Genomic DNA, 16,215 nt, shown 5'->3' with positions numbered 1-16,215 from the left:
TACTGCGGGCACGTCTCATCGACAAGTCATCGAAGAGGAAAATGGCAGGGGTGACAGGATTCGAACCCGTGGCCCTCGGTTTTGGAGACCGATGCTCTACCAGCTGAGCTACACCCCTGCAGCTTGGAGCGCGCGCATTAGTAGAGCCGCGCGCGCTTGGCAAGACGCGTATCGCGGCGAAGCGCAAAGTGCTAGGATGCGAGGATGCATGCCCCCGTGCCCGAGACGATCCCCGTAGAGTTGCTGCTGCGTGCCTATCGCAGTGGGGTCTTTCCCATGGCCGACCATCGCAGCGACCGCGAAGTCTATTGGGTCGAACCGCGCGAACGGGCTGTCATTCCGCTCGACGGCTTCCACTTGTCGAAAAGTCTTCGCAAGGTCATCCGCCAGGATCGATACCGCGTCAGCTGCGACGAGGATTTCCCCGCTGTCATTGCCGCCTGCGCCGAACCGCGGGAGGAACATGCCGAGAGCTGGATCAGCCACCAGATCGAAGCGAGTTACATCGCTCTTCAGCGAGCAGGTCATGCCCACTCGGTGGAAGTCTGGCGAGGCGAAGCTCTCATAGGCGGCCTCTATGGGGTCGCCTTCGACAGGGTGTTCTGCGGTGAGAGCATGTTCAGCCGCGCAGACAATGCCAGCAAGGTTGCGCTCGCCTGGCTTGTCGCGGCCATGCGGAACGCAGGCTATGTGCTGCTGGACTGCCAGTTCATGACGGAGCACCTGGGCACACTCGGTGCGGTGGAAATGCCGCAGGCCGCGTATGTGGAACGGTTGTTCACTGCGCGAGGGCAGCCATCATCCACTATCCCGGCTGCAATTGCGGCAGCCAACGCTCACTCTTCGCCGGGAAATTCCATTGCGCAGGATTTGACCCAGACATCGTAAATCGGATGCTCGACGACGTTGATCGAGGGCTTGTTCTTGAACAGCCAGCCGGAAAATATCCGACGGAAATCGCTTTGCGAACCGCGCTCACGCACCAGCACCTGAACGAATGCGCCTTCGTCCTTGTCGAATTCCCAGGGGGCGGTCCGCTCACAGGCGCGCAGGCGGATGATGACGTCTCCGACGCGTTGCTGATCGCCGGGGCTCAGTTCCAATTCCTGGCTTAGATTGTTGCGCTTGTTGAGCAGGCCGATAGTAGCGACCCGTTCTTCCATGGGCGTCCCGATAGCGGCCTCTTCGGAAACGTCCTCCGGCAGTTCGACGTCCTGCAGGCTCTCCGGAATTTCGGTTTCGACCGCTTCGGGTTCCGGAGAATCTTCCGTACAGGCCGCAAGCATGGCCAGCGGAGCGAGAAGCGCGACTGCGCGGACCATCCTCAGGCGTCCGGCGACCAGGCTTCGTAATCGCCCACTGCACGGGCGCGCTTGCCACCCCGTTCGAGTGCGCCCTGAGGCCGATATGCCGTCGCGGTACCAGTCGCGTTGGGCGAATAATCGGCTTCCCAGATATGTGGTGGCGGCAGGTTGCTTTCGGGTACGTCGTCGAAAGCGCCGTGCAACCAGCCATGCCATTCGCTCGGCACCCGGCTGGCATCGTTCGACCCTTCGTAGATTACCCAACGGCGCTCGCGCTGTCCCTTCTTGGGCTTCGAGCGATAGTAGCTGTTGCCCTGTGCATCGGTGCCGACATGTTCGCCATTGCGCCAGCTCCAGAGAAGCGTGCCGAGGGTCGCACCTTCCCACCAGGTGAAGATCTTGCCGAGGAAATTCATGAGGCCGCGCCTAGCCGATTCGTGCGCGCGCGCCAAGCGCTTACCACGATACCCGATCGCCCGGCTCAATCCCGAGTTCTTCGGCCCGGCCGCCGGAAATCTCCAGCACAGCACTTGTCGAGCCGATCGAATAGACCGGCTCCTCCGAATAAGGTTCAGCCATTACGGCGATATTGGCAATCCGCCCATCCAGCCCGACAAAAATGATATCGAGCGGGATCGGCGTATTCTTCATCCAGAAGCTGCGTGCAGTGGGCTCCTCGTTAGGGAAAAGCATGGCTTCGTCCGGCCCCAACTCCGTGCGGAACATCAGCCCCTTTTTCTGAAGCTCGGGTGTGTCTGCCAGCTCTGCGTGGAATTCGTGCGAAGCCTCGTCGGACGAAACCGTCACGGGAATGATCTCAAGTCCGGAAACCGGGTGTACGGCTGGTCGCGCCTGCTCTGCTATAGCATTATCTGCACCGGGCTGCGGTGAGCAGGCAATTGCGAGAGCAGCGCATAACCCGGCTATTAATCCAGTGCTTCCGCGACCCATTCCTCTAGCTCCACCTGTGTCTTCGCCTCGACTGCGCGCCGGGCATGTTCGAACGAATGGCCTGCCCGCAAGATTGCAGCAAGCTGCTTTTCGCGTGCTTTGCGTGCGGTTTCCGGGCCTTGATCCTGCGCCGGGACAGCAAAGGGGCCGAAACGCCGTCGGCGTAGATACGCGACCAAGGCCTCGCGTGCCTCCTTCTCGTCCGGAGCATTCGCTTGCCGAACGTCATCGTCCAGCCCGTCGACGCGCAGTCTTTCCTCCACCCTCCGCGCGCCATAGCCTCGGGAAAGCAAACCACCCGCCTTCATGCGTGCATAGGCTTCGTCATCGACGTAGTTCTTTTCGGCAAATCGGGTCACGAGCCCCTTGATATCGGGCTCACCCTCACCTTCCCAACCACGCTCACGCAGCTTACGCTTTAGGTAGTTCTCGAGCTTGCCCGAAGAGGTGGCGAAGCGGGCGACATAATGTAGCGCGAGGTCGTTCAACCGGGTGCGGTCGAGCGGTTTTGGAGTGCGACGGGTGCGCCTTGGAGTTGCATGACGGTCGGGCATCGGCCATATTCGTGCCATAAACCTTATCGAATGGGAAAGTTCGATTGGCTGCCGTGTGTGGGAGTTCGGCAGCCAACTGCGTGAGGGTCGCCGCAAGGCATTGTTTTCAAAAGGTATACAAGAGAAAATATGACCGACGCCGTTTTGACGCCGACGCCGAACGATTGCGATCTGCCCCGTCGCCGGAGCGATTTCGCTACGTTCAACGACGCTATCGATTACGCTGCGCGCAGCGCAAAGGGCCTTAATTTTCACGATATGCGGGGCGCTCTCGAAAAGGTGTACCCCTATTCCGAAATGCGCGAGGACGCCCTCTCGCTCGCCTACAAGATGGTCGCCGCGGGGATCGGCAAGGAAGATCGCGTGGCGCTTGTCGCCGAAACCAGCGCCGAATTTGCCGCACTGTTCTGCGCCTGCATCTATGCCGGCGCGTGGCCGGTGCCGCTACCCTTGCCGACGACATTCGGCGGCAAGGATAGCTATATAGACCAGCTCTCGGTGCAACTTGAAAGCAGCGATCCGAAGATTCTCCTTTATCCTCCCGAAATCGCGGAAATGGCCAAGGCAGCCGCTGACAAGCAGGGCTGCGACGGCGAAAGCTGGGATGTGTTCGCCCAGCGCGAAGGGCCGAAATGCGATTTGCCCAAGGCAAGCCCGGACGACATCAGCTATCTGCAATATTCCAGCGGATCGACCCGTTTCCCGACCGGGGTTGCAGTGACCCACGAGGCACTGCTTCACAATCTTTTCGGCCACGCAACCGGCGTAGATCTCGGCGAGAACGATCGGGTAGTCAGCTGGCTGCCCTGGTACCACGACATGGGGTTGGTCGGTTGCTTTTTGTCGCCGATCGCGAACCAGGCGTCGGTAGACTATATTCGTACCGAACATTTCGCCCGCCGCCCCCTGGCCTGGCTCGATCTCATCAGCCGCAACAAAGGTAACACGCTGAGTTATTCGCCGACTTTCGGTTACGACATCTGCGCTCGCCGCATCTCCAGTCAGAGCAGCGTGTCAGAGCGTTTCGATCTCTCACGCTGGCGAACTGCAGGCAATGGTGCAGATATGATCCGCCCCGACGTGATGCAGAATTTCGTCAATGCCTTCGCGGAAGCAGGCTTCAAAGCAAGTGCCTTCACTCCGAGCTACGGCCTTGCCGAAGCAACCCTGGCGGTGACCGTCATGCCGCCTGGCGAGGGTATCCGTGTGGAACTGGTCGAGGAGGAGCGATTGTCCGGTCGTCCCCGCGACCTGTCCAAACCGGCGCGCTATCGTGCCATCGTCAATTGCGGCAAGGCGCTTCCGGGCATGGAGGTCGAGATCCGCGACGAGCAGGGCATGGTCAAGGGCGATCACCAGATCGGCAAGATATGGTGCCGCGGCAAAAGCGTGATGCACTCATATTTCCGCAACGAGGAGGCGACCCGGGACTGTCTCGTCGGCGGCTGGCTCGACACCGGCGACATGGGCTATCTTGGGGATGGCTATCTGTTCGTCGTCGGCCGCGCGAAGGATATGATCATCATCAACGGCAAGAACCTCTGGCCGCAGGATATCGAATGGGCGGTCGAACAATTGCCCGGCTTCAACCATGGCGATATCGCTGCCTTCAGCATCGATACCGAAAATGGCGAGGAAGCCCCGGCAGTACTGGTCCACTGCCGTGTGTCCGAGCCCGAGGAACGGATCAGGCTGCGTGACCAGATCGCCGATAAGGTCCGCGGGGTTACTGGAATGAGCTGCGTCGTGGAACTCGTCCCACCCCGCACGCTGCCGCGCACGAGTTCGGGTAAGCTGAGCCGCGCAAAAGCCAAACGCCTCTATCTTGCGGGTGAGATTCAACCGCTCGACCTCGCCGCCTGACCCGGCAGGCGATGGATCCCCGCGCTGCCGGAAATATCCTGGCGGAGATTTCGCGCCTACATTGCAGTGTGCCGACAGAGTGCAGCTGCCGGGCCGGTGGCGAACCCTGCGCGGATGCCTTGGGGGATTCGCATCGAGTAATTTAGCTGCAATCCGCCGAAGATCGGCGATTCATCGATATTATGGATTGTTCTTTGTACCGAGGCATTTGACCTCTAGGCTCGGTTCGCCTTGAAGAATGCGTCTTACGCACCTAATACAGGCAAAGGATTCATACGGAGGTTATCGCCAGTCATGAGTGACGCAAAATCGCAGGCAGAAACCGCCCGCGCGACCAAGTCCGCCCCCGCTACGACGGCGGCTCCGCCCGAGTTCGACCTGACACCGCCAGATCCCGTGCCGGCAGTCTCCGCGGAAAAAGCGGCCGGCCTGGTGCCCGTATCGGAAGATGTGAAGAGCAAGCTCGAAACCAAGGTCGACGGTTTCATCGAAGATCTGATAGCGCAGGATGCCAATTCTCCCGAATTCGGAAAGAAGGTCGATCAGCTCACCAATATGGGCCGCAAGGAAATCATGGCTGCGGCGGGTATGTCCAACCGCTTTCTGGACCGCCCGGTACGCGCGATGGACAAGGACGAGGGCGTCGGCGCCAATCTCGCCGAATTGCGCCGCGTCGTAGAAGATCTCGATCCGGGCAAGCGCGGGAAGCTTTCGGGTACGCGCAAGATCCTGGGCATTATCCCTTTCGGTAACAAACTGACCAATTACTTTCGAAGCTACCAGAGCGCGCAAACGCACATCCAGTCGATCCTCTCCAATCTCGCCAGCGGGAAAGACGAGCTGATCATGGACAATGCCGCGATCGACGTCGAACGGCAGAAGCTGTGGGAAGCCATGGGCAATCTGGAACAGATGATCCATATCTCCAACACGCTCGATGCAAAGCTGGAGGATAAGGCAGCCGAGCTCGACGCGACCGATCCGGCCAAGGCCAAGGCGATACGGGAAACCGCGCTCTTCTATGTCCGCCAGCGCACTCAGGATTTGCTTACGCAGATGGCGGTCAGCGTGCAGGGCTATCTCGCGCTGGACCTGGTCAAGAAAAACAATATCGAGCTGGTAAAGGGGGTCGACCGCGCCAGCACTACGACCGTCGGAGCATTGCGCACGGCAGTGACTGTAGCCGAGGCAATGACCAACCAGCGCCTCGTCCTCAACCAGATCACCGCGCTCAACGATACGACTGCGGGCATCATCGACAGTACGTCGACCATGCTCCGCGATCAGACCGGCAAGATTCACGAGCAGGCTGCTGCCAGCACCATTCCGCTGGAGACCCTGCAGCGTGCCTTCCAGAACATCTACGACACGATGGACGAAGTGGACGAGTTCAAGATCCGTGCACTCGAAAGCATGAAGCAGACGGTCACCGTCCTGTCCGACGAGGTCGAGAAGTCGAAGGGTTATATTGCGCGTGCCGAGGGGCAATCCCAGGCGCAGAAGCAAGTGGCCGAAAGCGGCCTCTTGAGCATCGAAGGCTGACTATGGGCGATCTTACCCGTGACAGCGAACGGATCATTCAGGACGCACGCACTGTGCGCGACGACAACCGCTCGGGCGGGCGGCACCGCCGCGTACCTTCGATCGGCGCGGGCTCTGCGAAGATCAAGCGGGACCTGTGGACCCGCCGAATTCGCAACGTCCTGATTGCCCTGTTCGGGATTTGGGTAGCTGCCGGTGTAGCGGGCATGGTGATCGACGGGATAGGTTTCGCCGGAGTGATGGCCGTGCTCGTCGCCAGCGTCATCGCCATTGCGGTATTGGGCAATTATCCAAAACTACGCACCCCTAAGAGAGAGAGCCTCAACAAGGGGAATGTGAAGGATATGGTCGCGCGGACCGAGCTCTGGCTGGAAAATCAGCGCCCCGCGCTGCCTGCCCCGGCTGCCAAAATCGTCAGTGATATGGGCGTCCAGCTCGATGCGCTCGGCCTGCAACTCCAGGGCGTCGATCAAAACCATCCCAAGGCGCGTGAAGTACGCAGCCTGATAGGCGAGCAGTTGCCGGAAATGATCGACAGCTATCGGAAGATTCCCGCTCATTTACGCGCCGAAAAGCGTGCGGGAACCACCCCCGACCAACAACTGGCTGACAGCCTTGGCAAGATCAGCGGAGAAATCGACAGTATCACCCGTCAGCTGGCAGAAGGCTCGCTTGACGATCTGGCGATCAAGCACCGCTATCTCGACTACAAATTCGGGGAAGGCGTGCAAACCTCGCCGCAGCTGGAGAACAAGGACTGATGCGAGTTCCGTTGCAGCATACTCTCGGCAAGGAAGAGGTACGTCGCCGCCTCCATGCACGCAGCCATGAAATCGGCGATGCTATTCCGGGCGGGATGGCGAATGTGACTACCAGCTGGCCCGACGAGGACCGCATGGCGCTGGATATCGATGCCATGGGAAATGTAACGCGGGCACAGGTATTGATCGAGGAGACGCAAGTGGTTTTCGAGGTCAACCTGCCACCTGCCCTCTCGTTCGTCGAGCCAATCATTGCCGGGGCAATCCGCAAGAAGGGTCAGAAGCTGTTGGCAGCAGAATAGATTGCAACCCGCGGCGAACCGATCGGATGCTGCCAAATTTTCACGATCATGCGTAAACCAGTCGGCTAGGTCGGCAACGGATTAGCGACGATGAGGCAGCGTCCGTGATCCAAGAAGTCGATGCGGTCGAGTCGTTCACTCCAACCCGATGCGCCCGGCTCGATAGCAACTCCATCGATGCTGCAGTTGCCATCCACGGGCAATATCTGCACCGGCCCCGGAAGACGCGCCAGCAAACCTTGCGATGGTTTGCCGATACTTTGTGCGACAGCAAAGTAAGGCCCTTCGACGAGGAGCTGTTCGGCGCTTGCGTCTATACGTCTCCGCAATTCGGGCGGATGCGGATCAAGGCAGATCGAGGCCATGGCTTGGTCTAGATGCAAAGTACGATCGCGCCCGTAATCGTACAGCCGGTATGTAATGTCGGTGTTCTGCTGGATTTCGATCAGCGTGAGCCCCGCCCCCATCGAATGTACCGTTCCTGCAGGGACATAAATGAAATCGTTCTTTTTCACGTCGATCCAGTTGAGCATGGACAGGATCGACCCATCAATAGCACCATCGCGGACGGCATCCGCGTCAGCAGTTTCACGAAACCCGACCGCCAGTCTCGCATCCGGCCGCGCGTCGGTCACGAGCCAGCATTCGTCCTTGCCTGAGCCTGTCTGAGAGTTCGCGGCAAAAGGATGGACCTGAACCGATAGACGCTCCTCTGTGAAGAGGTATTTGGCCAGAATTGTTGCGAGTGGCGGGGGGCTTTCGAACCAGATTTCGCCAACCGGTTCGTTGCCTGGGTCCGCGAACACGGCAGGTAGATTGCAGCGCCCCCAAGGCTTGGCCAGTCGGGTCGTCGAGAGAATTCCGCATCGGGTCACTCCCCCTTGATTCCTCTGAGCTTCGCGACGTTCGAGGCCGATCCGTGTGCGACAACCAACACCTCGTCTCCATCGACCACGATTGTGACATCCCTCAGACCGACTGCCGAAACCCTGGGCCCATCACTTTCGATCATGACGCCGCGGCAATCGATCAGCTCGGCATTGCCGACCGAAACCACATTGCGCTTCCCGTCGGCCGTTCGTGCAGTCCGCAGGGCGTCCCAGTTGCCCACGTCGGTCCAGCCCATATCGGCAGAAACAACGGCGGCACGCTGCGTATTCTCCATCACTGCGTAATCAACGCTTTCTCCTTCGATGGCGCAAAATTCCTGCACTGCTGGATGAAATGCACCGCGGTCTTCATGCCCACCGTCCACCGCCAGCCTGACCCAGCGCGCCATCTCCGGACGCTGCTTCTCCAGTTCGCTTAAATAATCTCCGGCCCGCAGCACGAAGATCCCCGCGTTCCAGACAAAGTCGCCCCGCGCGACATAGCTGCGTGCAGTATTGGCATCGGGTTTCTCGACGAACCGCGCAATCCGGTTTCCATGCCCTAAGCTGTCACCCAATTCGATATAGCCATAACCGGTTTCGGCCCGGTCGGGGTTGACGCCAAAACAAACCAGCCACCCCTCGGCCACCAGAGTTTCCGCGCTCGCAACCCCCCGCAGGAAGGCCTCCCTATCGGCGATATAATGATCGCTGGGGCAGACGAGCATGACACTTTCGGGCGAAAGACGCGCGGCGGCCAATGCTATTGCGGGTGCCGTATCACGCGCCTCGGGTTCCAGGATCAGCGAATGGAGAACGGCCTGTTCTGCAACGAGATTCGCGTGATCCCTACCCGCAACCACAATCGGTTGCGCGAAATGTGCAGGATCGGCGACACGATCCAGCGCCTGCTGGAACAGGGTACGCTCCCCAAGGAGTTTGAGGAACGCCTTGGGCCGGTTCGGCCGACTAAGCGGCCACAGCCGCGTTCCATAACCGCCGCACAGGATAACCGGCTGTATCACTTGCGACGTGTCCCCATGATTGGCGTTACGGGCTAGATAGCTGTGCAGAGGCGCGCTGTCAGTTGAAGAAGCGTTGCTGGTAATAGAAGATCGCGGGCACCGGATTTCCTTGCGTATCGCGCGCAGGTTCGAAGCGGATCTGATCGTAGGATAGTCGGCAGACAACGGCATCCGTCTCGGGAAAGGGGCTCGGACGATGAACCGAACAGGCAGTCACCCGTCCTTCAGCCGAAACCGCCAGCCTGACGATAACCGACTCCCCAATGCGCGCCTGCCGGCCACCAGGTGGAATCGGAAAGGCACGAACATCGGTGATCGTACGGGTCAGGACCGGCTTGGTCGCCGCGACGCCGCCTTGGCCACCGCCACCCCGTCCTGCACCGGTTCCCTGGCCGCTTCCTGCGGCCCCGGTGCCCTCGCCCGACTGTGTAGCCCCCGAGGTGCTTGCAGCACCGGTCGAAGAGGCACGGGGAACGGGACGGTCTTCGCGCACCTGCCGCCGGGGAGTAGGGGCGGTGACGGGCTGCGGCACTGCCTCCTCACCCGGATCGCCTTGTGCGCCCTCATCCGGCTGAGGTTCAACTACCGGCATTTCTTCCTCCGGTGTGGTGACCGTGACGGTAAAAGCCGACACGACCGATCGCTCCACGCTAGCGACCGATTCGGGCGCCAATGCCCGTGCAAGGCCGTAGAGCACAAGCAAGTGGAAGAGGACGATCACGAGGATCGTCCAAGGATTGGGCCGTTTCTTACTCGAACTGAAATTGGTCGCCGGTTTCGCCATGGTATAAGAACAGGGTAATAACCTTAGGCGTTCCTGCAAACGAAAAGGGCGGCCCCGAAGGACCGCCCTTTCCTGCGTAATGATCTGAAAGTCGGCTTAGTAGCCGATTACCAGCGAGATGCTGCCGGCGCGCGGAGCGCCGATCTGCGCGAAGCCGAAGCCGTCGAGCGAACCGCCGAAGTAGCCGATATAGTATTCATCGAACACGTTGGTCAGGTTCAACTGGAGTGCAACGTCGCCACCAGTCGGGAATTCCCCGAGCAGTACGCGAGCGTCGAGATCGACGATCGTATATCCAGGAGCTTCATCGGTGTTCAGGTCGTTGATAAACCGCGGACCGGTACGCTTGACTTGCGCGCCCAGATCGAAGTTTCCGAACGAGACCTGGCCACGACCACCGAAGGAGAAACGGGGAGTGCCAGATTCGGCATTTCCTGCTGTGGCGAGGAAGCCATCTTCAGTCTGTACGTCGTCCTTGATTTCGGAGTCGTTGTAGGAACCGAAAACATACAACAGTGTGTTGTTCGTCGGACGCCATGCGATCGAGCCGTCAATGCCGTATTTATCGACCTCGCCGAGGTTACGGAAAACAGTTGCGCCTTCACCATTGTTCGCCGTCGGGTCGAACGCCGAAGCCAGACGGTTGTTATAACGAGTGAAGTACGTGCCGATCTGAGCTTCGATGCGGCCCATGGTGTAACGCAGGCCGAGGTCGAAGCTGTCGGTCGTTTCCGGAACCGGGCGTGCACGCTCGTCGTCTGGGATGTACAGCGAGTCGTAAAGCGGGTCGGTACCGGGGACCGAAAGGCCCTTGGCATAATTGCCGAATACCGAGAAACCGCTGCCACCGAAATCGTAGATCAGTCCGATGTTCGGAAGCAGTTCGTCATACTTGTATTCGCGCGACAGAGGCGCAACGTGATCTGGGTTCGCTTCTTCGTAGGCAGTCACGTCGAAGCCCGGATTGGGGCAATCGACGAAGCCATTCTCCGACGTCGTGTAGCAATTCTGGTTCAGTTCGCGCGTGAAGAACGGTGCTCGAAGACCGAGAATGGCGGTGAGATCGCCAAACTCGCCGCGGTACTCACCCGAAACCTGATGCAGGATCGCGAAAGACAAGCGGTCACGCTTGTTTACTTCGTTGCCGTTCACATCAAGCAACGGATTGTCGATGGCGAACGGATCGCTGATTTCGCCATTGCCGAGCATGTAAGTGATCTGACCCGTCTGACGGTGACGCGCGCGGTCCCAGGTGTAAGCGAGACGAACGCGGTGATCCGGGTTGATATCATAGATAAGGTTCGCGACCACGCCGTAACGATTGGTTCGCGTCTGACTTGGGTCGTTTCCGGCAATCTCGTCGTCCAGATCACCGTCGCCATTGAGATCACGGCCGAAGAAGTAGCCGCCATTGAAGGCTCCGGTGTAGTCCGTGTCGCCCACATTGAAGAACGATTCACGCAGGTCGTCGGGACCGCCGCCATTTGCCTTGACGTACTGATAGCTCGGATCAAACGTGAAGGTCAGATTGTCAGTGATCGAGAAGAGCGACGAACCGCGGATGTTGCCGGTGTCCGAGGGGTTGTAGCGGCGATAAAAGGCTGCGCCACAGCTCGGCTCGCGATCGCTGTAGTCGAGGCCTTCACCAGGGCTACCCACGCCGCCAGCCTCGACAGCCAGAACCCGTGGGTCGACCGAGCAAGGATATTCGCCAGCGCCTTCATAAGCGCTGAAACGGTCTTCTTTGCTGAAATCGCCCTCGTAGTAGCCGAGCAGATCGCCAATGAATTCCGAACCAGCGAAATTATTGCGGTTTTGGTTGAAGTGGCCAGAAATAGAGATGAAGTCGCCATTCGTACCGATATCCTGCCAGATACGGCCGTTTACCTGCGTCTTGTTGACACGACCATACGGATTGTACGGAACGCCATAGGTGGTGTAGCTGGCCGAAACGAAAGCCTTAGTGCCCATTCCGGTGAAGTCGCCGGTGTCGATCATGCCGAAACCGCGAACGTAGAGGGTGTCTTCTGCGCCTTCGGCAAGAACGTCGCCATAGGTCATCGTAGCAGTGATGCCCGGTGCGTCGCCCGGCTCACGTGTGCGAATGTTGATCGTGCCCCCGGTCGCCGAAGCGGTCGGGCTGTCGACGTCGGTGGTACCGAGGTTGACGTTAACCTCTTCGAGTACTTCCGGGTCCACCTGCTGGTTAGTGTAAAGTGCGTAGTTGCCCGAATCGTTCAGCGGAAGACCGTCAAGTGTCTGCGAAACGCGGTCGGAGCCAAAGCCGCGAATGGTGAAGCCACCGCCAGAAGAACCCCAAGGATCGTTGTTCTGGAAACTGACGCCAGGCACCAAGTTGACGATGTCATTTACGGTTTGCCCAGGGCGCTGGCGACGGATGACCTCTTCATTCAGAACTTGCTTTGCCTTCGACGTGTCGGGAACCTCGACCCCGCCCACGCCGTCGAAGCGTGCGCCGGTGACAACGATGACTTCATCGTCTTCTTCGAAATCGACGGAACCCGTCGACTGGGCGAAAGCAGGCGTCGCTGCCACTGCAGATAGACCAACCACAGAGGTGGCCAAAAGATACTTGAACTTCATCGGAGAAGACCCCTTCGTCTCTTCGGATTGAAAACATGGTAGCACTGGAGATGCGCCGCCCCGCTAGGCTGACGATGTTTCGGCAAAGCTATCGTTTTATGACAGAGTCAAGACAACCGTGACAGTAATGTGGACAATACCTCGCGGACCACAAAACTCCCCTTGTATTTCAGAGGTTTACTGCTGTTGCAAAAAGCACACAGCTTTAGAAAAGTTTGCCTGCGCCTGTCGACAGACCGTGCATCAGGCGAGATTGATCTCGCGCAAGCGTTGCATCAGGTAGTCGTGACTCGAAATCGGAGCTGGATGATCCGACGGGTTTTCCGGGTCGATGCACGAGGGTAAGGTTTCGATCACGTAATCCGGCCGGAAGTGCAGGAAAAACGGCATCGAGTAGCGTGCCCGGTATGCCGCTTCGCCGCGCGGGTTCACGACGCGATGCGTGGTCGAGCGCAGTTTTCCGTTGGTCAAACGGTCGAGCATGTCGCCCACGTTGATGACCAGCGCACCTTCCGGCACCTCGACGGCTTTCCACTGTCCCTGCCGGGTCAGCAGCTCGAGGCCCGCCTCTTCTGCGCCTAGGAGCAGAGTGATGGTGTTGATGTCGCCATGGGCGGCGGCCCGGATTGCCCCTTCGGCCTCCTCCCCCTCCAGCGGAGGATAGCGCAGAAGACGCATGACCGAATTGCCGTCTTCTACCGTCGGCGCGAAGAATTCACGCGGCAGGCCGAGGTGGATGGCGATCGCCTCGAGCACGCGACCCCCGGCCTCTTCGAAAGCGGCGTATAGTTTCGTGAAGGTCTCGCGAAATCCTTCGACCTCGTCGGGCCAGACATTGTCCGCCATATATTCGGACAGCGGATGACCTTCGGGCAGTTCGCGACCGACATGCCAGAATTCCTTCAAGTCGTGAACGTTCGCGTCTTTCGCCTTCTCGGTACCGAAGGGCGTATAACCGCGTGCCCCGCCCCCACCGACAATGTGGTAAGCCTTTTTCACATGTTCGGGCAGAGCGAAAAATTCCTTCGACATAGCCTCGGCCCTGTCGATCAGCCCCTGCGGAATGCCATGGTCGCGGATTACCGCAAATCCATATTCCTCGAAGCTCCGACCGAGTTCTTCGGCAATGCTGTCCAACGGCTGCACCAGCGACACAACCGCGATATCGGTGTTAGAATCGGTCATAATGTCTGCGCCCTTTAATACGGAAGGAAGAGCCCCGCCAGCGCCGCGCTCATTAAGTTGGCGAGACTGCCGGCAGCCAGCGCTCTGATACCCAGCTTAGCAATAACCGGCCTCTGGTTAGGCGCGAGGCCGCCCGTCACCGCCATCTGGATCGCGATCGAACTGAAATTGGCAAAACCGCACAGCGCGAAAGTGACGATGGCGCGGCTGCGATCGCTCAGGATACCGGCATCCATGCCGCCCAGCTGGATGAAAGCAACGAATTCGTTGAGCACGATCTTGGTGCCGAACAAACCGCCCGCGGCGCCAGCCTGATCCCAGGGGATGCCTATCAGGAACATCACAGGTGCGAAGATCCAGCCAAGGATCAACTGGAAAGTCAGATCGGGATAGCCGAACAATCCGCCGATCCCGCCGAGAACGCCGTTGGCGAGTGCAACCAGCGCAACAAAGGTCAGCACCATCGCGCCAACTGCCACGGCCAGCTTAACACCGGTCTGCGTGCCCTGCGCGGCTGCTTCGATCACGTTGGCGGGCGTGTGACCTTCCTCGAAAGTTTCGGCAACCGTGACCTCGTGCGGCTTACCGCTCTCGGTAATGGCAGCCGGCCCCTCGGCGCTGATGCGGGTCTTCGGCAGAACGATCTCGTCTTCGGGCTCGACGCCGGAAAGTTCCGCCGCATCGCGGGCCAGCGGGCTATCGTCGTCGGGCATAATGATCTTTGCCATCAATATGCCACCGGGCGCCGACATAAAGGCCGCCGCAAGCAGGAAAGGAACGGCATCCTCGCCGATAAAGCTGGCATAGGCGGCAAGGATCGTTCCGGCCACGCCAGCCATCCCCACTGCCATCAGGGTGAAAAGACGGCTCGGCGTCAGCGCAGCCAGATAGGGGCGCACCACCAGCGGGCTTTCGGACTGGCCCACAAAAATGTTCGCCGCACTGCCGAGCGCCTCGACCTTGCTGATCCCGGTGATCCAGCCGATCGCCCCGCCGACCCAACGGACCAGCCGCTGCATTATGCCCCAGTGATACAATATGGAAACCAGAGCGGCAAAGAAGATGATCACCGGCAGTGCCGCGATGACGAAGGTATTGGCGAAGGGGTTGGCATCCATCGGGCCAAAAACGGATTCGATCCCCACCTTGGAGTAATCCAGCAATGCGATAACGCCGTTCGACATCGCCTGGATCGCCTCTACTCCCCACGGTGTCCGTAATACGAGCAACGCCATGATCGCCTGAAGCGCAAACGCAGCGCCTACCACGCGCAGCTTGATCCGCCTTTTACCCGTGGAAAGAAGGAAGGCGATGGCCAGGATCGCGACGATCCCGAGAATATTGATAACGACAGGTGGCATGCGGACCCCTTCGCATTGCACTGGAGCAACAAAGACTAGTTGCGGATGAAATCGGCCGCTACCTTGCGCGGCGGCTCCGCTTAGTCAATTTACGGTCGCACTTCCAGCTTCGGCTATCACCAGTCACGAGACAGCGCTTCCAGAACCATGATCGAGCAACCGGCCAATCAAACCCGCATCGCCGCAGCCACCGTGCCGCTGGGCCTGTTCGTATTCCTGGTCCTTTATGGCGGCCTGACCGTGATCGCGGGCGTGCTGGCATTCAAACAGGTGCAGCTGTGGCCTACCCGGCTTGCCGTGGAGTCCGGCATTTTCGCCTTTCTCGGCCTGGTGGTAATTTCCAGCACGATCGCACAGCTTTACGGAGAAAAGCTCGCACAGAGGCTGGTCTGGTGGGGCTTTCTCCCACTCGCCTTTTCCGCCGCGCTCATATTCCTGGTCTTGTGGTTACCTGCTTCTTCCGAGATGCTTGAATACCGTGGCTCTGACCTCAATGCCTTCGAGACAGTCCTTGCGCAAACTCCCCGCATCATGGCGGCCGGTCCTGCAGCCTATATTGTCTCGCTACTATTGAACGTCTGGATATTTTCCCGCCTGAGGGGATCTGGAGACGGTAACACTGTCGGACTCATGGCCCGCGGCGCGATTGCCAGCGCGCTGAGCCAGGCAATCGATTCGGTGATTTTCGTAACACTGGCCTTTTATGGCGAATTCGACATCGCCCCGCTTCTCATCGGGCAGGTAATCGCCAAGGTCGCCCTCAGCATAGTGCTCGTGCCCTTCCTCATCACGGGCGGAGTAGCGCTGGCGAAATGGCTGGACAGACGCCACCTCTGAATGACTGACCGGCTGACGCCGGTAGGTTCATGGCGAAGGGCTGAAGCCTTGCTTGTGGGTATGGCGGTCGAGATAGCGCATGATGATATCGTCGGTGATGTTTCCGGACGTGGTTGAGAAGTAGCCACGCTGCAGAAGCGCTGGCCCCAGTAGCGCTTGCGGATATGCTCGAACTCCTGCTGGATCTTGCGCGAGGACCGCCCCTTGACCCGGCGCACGAAGTCGCTGACCGAGATATGCGGTGGGATTTCAACGAACATATGGACGTGATCG

16 protein-coding genes, 1 tRNA gene and 1 pseudogene are annotated in these 16,215 nt (G+C 59.4%); 6 read left to right on the top strand and 12 right to left on the bottom strand.

Annotated elements, in window-relative coordinates; all coding sequences use genetic code 11:
* Positions 1-42: 42 nt before the first annotated feature.
* Positions 43-118: transfer RNA gene (locus AC13CE_RS05280), tRNA-Trp, on the bottom strand.
* A gap of 86 nt (positions 119-204) precedes the next feature.
* Between AC13CE_RS05280 and aat the strand changes: the two genes are divergently transcribed.
* Positions 205-888 carry a leucyl/phenylalanyl-tRNA--protein transferase gene (gene aat / locus AC13CE_RS05275; RefSeq protein ID WP_482971755.1) on the top strand — a complete coding sequence of 228 codons (684 nt, stop codon included), beginning with the start codon at positions 205-207 and terminating at the stop codon, positions 886-888.
* Here aat and AC13CE_RS05270 read toward each other — a convergent pair.
* From AC13CE_RS05270 to AC13CE_RS05255, 4 genes are all read right to left on the bottom strand, one after another.
* A complete protein-coding gene (locus AC13CE_RS05270; RefSeq protein ID WP_221541050.1) occupies positions 837-1,322 on the bottom strand; it encodes a DUF2155 domain-containing protein in 486 nt (161 codons plus the stop codon). The genes aat and AC13CE_RS05270 overlap by 52 nt on opposite strands.
* A 2-nt stretch (positions 1,323-1,324) precedes the next feature.
* A complete protein-coding gene (locus AC13CE_RS05265) occupies positions 1,325-1,720 on the bottom strand; it encodes an NADH:ubiquinone oxidoreductase subunit NDUFA12 (protein WP_473822824.1) in 396 nt (131 codons plus the stop codon).
* 40 nt (positions 1,721-1,760) lie between these two features.
* Positions 1,761-2,111 (bottom strand): DUF192 domain-containing protein, encoded by a 351-nt coding sequence (locus AC13CE_RS05260; RefSeq protein WP_482971754.1) that lies wholly within the window; start codon positions 2,109-2,111, stop codon positions 1,761-1,763.
* A 119-nt stretch (positions 2,112-2,230) separates the two neighbouring features.
* Positions 2,231-2,809, bottom strand: a complete 579-nt coding sequence (locus AC13CE_RS05255) for a regulatory protein RecX (protein WP_482971753.1) — start codon at positions 2,807-2,809, stop codon at positions 2,231-2,233.
* A gap of 129 nt (positions 2,810-2,938) precedes the next feature.
* Between AC13CE_RS05255 and AC13CE_RS05250 the strand changes: the two genes are divergently transcribed.
* The 4 genes from AC13CE_RS05250 to AC13CE_RS05235 all read left to right on the top strand — a co-directional run bounded on the left by AC13CE_RS05250 (position 2,939) and on the right by AC13CE_RS05235 (position 7,277).
* On the top strand, positions 2,939-4,672 hold the full coding sequence (locus AC13CE_RS05250; RefSeq protein WP_482971752.1) for a fatty acyl-AMP ligase: 1,734 nt from the start codon (positions 2,939-2,941) through the stop codon (positions 4,670-4,672).
* A gap of 294 nt (positions 4,673-4,966) precedes the next feature.
* Positions 4,967-6,214 (top strand): toxic anion resistance protein, encoded by a 1,248-nt coding sequence (locus AC13CE_RS05245; RefSeq protein ID WP_482971751.1) that lies wholly within the window; start codon positions 4,967-4,969, stop codon positions 6,212-6,214.
* A 2-nt stretch (positions 6,215-6,216) separates the two neighbouring features.
* Positions 6,217-6,975: a hypothetical protein gene (locus AC13CE_RS05240; RefSeq protein ID WP_482971750.1), complete on the top strand. Its 759-nt coding sequence runs from the start codon at positions 6,217-6,219 to the stop codon at positions 6,973-6,975.
* Positions 6,975-7,277, top strand: coding sequence for a polyhydroxyalkanoic acid system family protein (locus AC13CE_RS05235; protein WP_482971749.1), 303 nt, complete (start codon positions 6,975-6,977; stop codon positions 7,275-7,277). The genes AC13CE_RS05240 and AC13CE_RS05235 overlap by 1 nt, the downstream gene beginning before the upstream one ends.
* 65 nt (positions 7,278-7,342) lie before the next feature.
* Here AC13CE_RS05235 and AC13CE_RS05230 read toward each other — a convergent pair whose 3' ends face one another.
* The 6 genes from AC13CE_RS05230 to AC13CE_RS05205 form a co-directional block, all read right to left on the bottom strand.
* A complete protein-coding gene (locus AC13CE_RS05230; RefSeq protein ID WP_482971748.1) occupies positions 7,343-7,912 on the bottom strand; it encodes a class I mannose-6-phosphate isomerase in 570 nt (189 codons plus the stop codon).
* A gap of 236 nt (positions 7,913-8,148) precedes the next feature.
* Positions 8,149-9,171, bottom strand: a complete 1,023-nt coding sequence (locus AC13CE_RS05225) for a mannose-1-phosphate guanylyltransferase (RefSeq protein ID WP_482971747.1) — start codon at positions 9,169-9,171, stop codon at positions 8,149-8,151.
* A 58-nt stretch (positions 9,172-9,229) separates the two neighbouring features.
* On the bottom strand, positions 9,230-9,955 hold the full coding sequence (locus AC13CE_RS05220) for an energy transducer TonB (protein WP_221541069.1): 726 nt from the start codon (positions 9,953-9,955) through the stop codon (positions 9,230-9,232).
* A gap of 96 nt (positions 9,956-10,051) precedes the next feature.
* Positions 10,052-12,559, bottom strand: coding sequence for a TonB-dependent receptor (locus AC13CE_RS05215; RefSeq protein WP_482971746.1), 2,508 nt, complete (start codon positions 12,557-12,559; stop codon positions 10,052-10,054).
* 243 nt (positions 12,560-12,802) lie between these two features.
* Entirely contained in the window at positions 12,803-13,744 is a 942-nt protein-coding gene (locus AC13CE_RS05210; protein WP_482971745.1) for an isopenicillin N synthase family dioxygenase, read from the bottom strand.
* Positions 13,745-13,758: 14 nt separating this feature from the next.
* The gene (locus AC13CE_RS05205; protein ID WP_473820772.1) at positions 13,759-15,105 is read right to left on the bottom strand and encodes a NupC/NupG family nucleoside CNT transporter; all 1,347 of its coding nucleotides are present in this window, start codon (positions 15,103-15,105) and stop codon (positions 13,759-13,761) included.
* 147 nt (positions 15,106-15,252) lie between these two features.
* Between AC13CE_RS05205 and AC13CE_RS05200 the strand changes: the two genes are divergently transcribed.
* A complete protein-coding gene (locus tag AC13CE_RS05200) occupies positions 15,253-15,942 on the top strand; it encodes a queuosine precursor transporter (RefSeq protein ID WP_482971744.1) in 690 nt (229 codons plus the stop codon).
* A gap of 27 nt (positions 15,943-15,969) precedes the next feature.
* Here AC13CE_RS05200 and tnpA read toward each other — a convergent pair.
* Positions 15,970-16,215, bottom strand: a pseudogene (tnpA, locus tag AC13CE_RS05195) (IS200/IS605 family transposase); the annotation flags it as partial.

This window comes from Qipengyuania sp. B-5 (genome assembly GCF_056857815.1).
The sequence above is the reverse complement of the archived record's forward strand: the minus strand, read 5'-3'. Positions and strand labels throughout refer to the sequence as shown.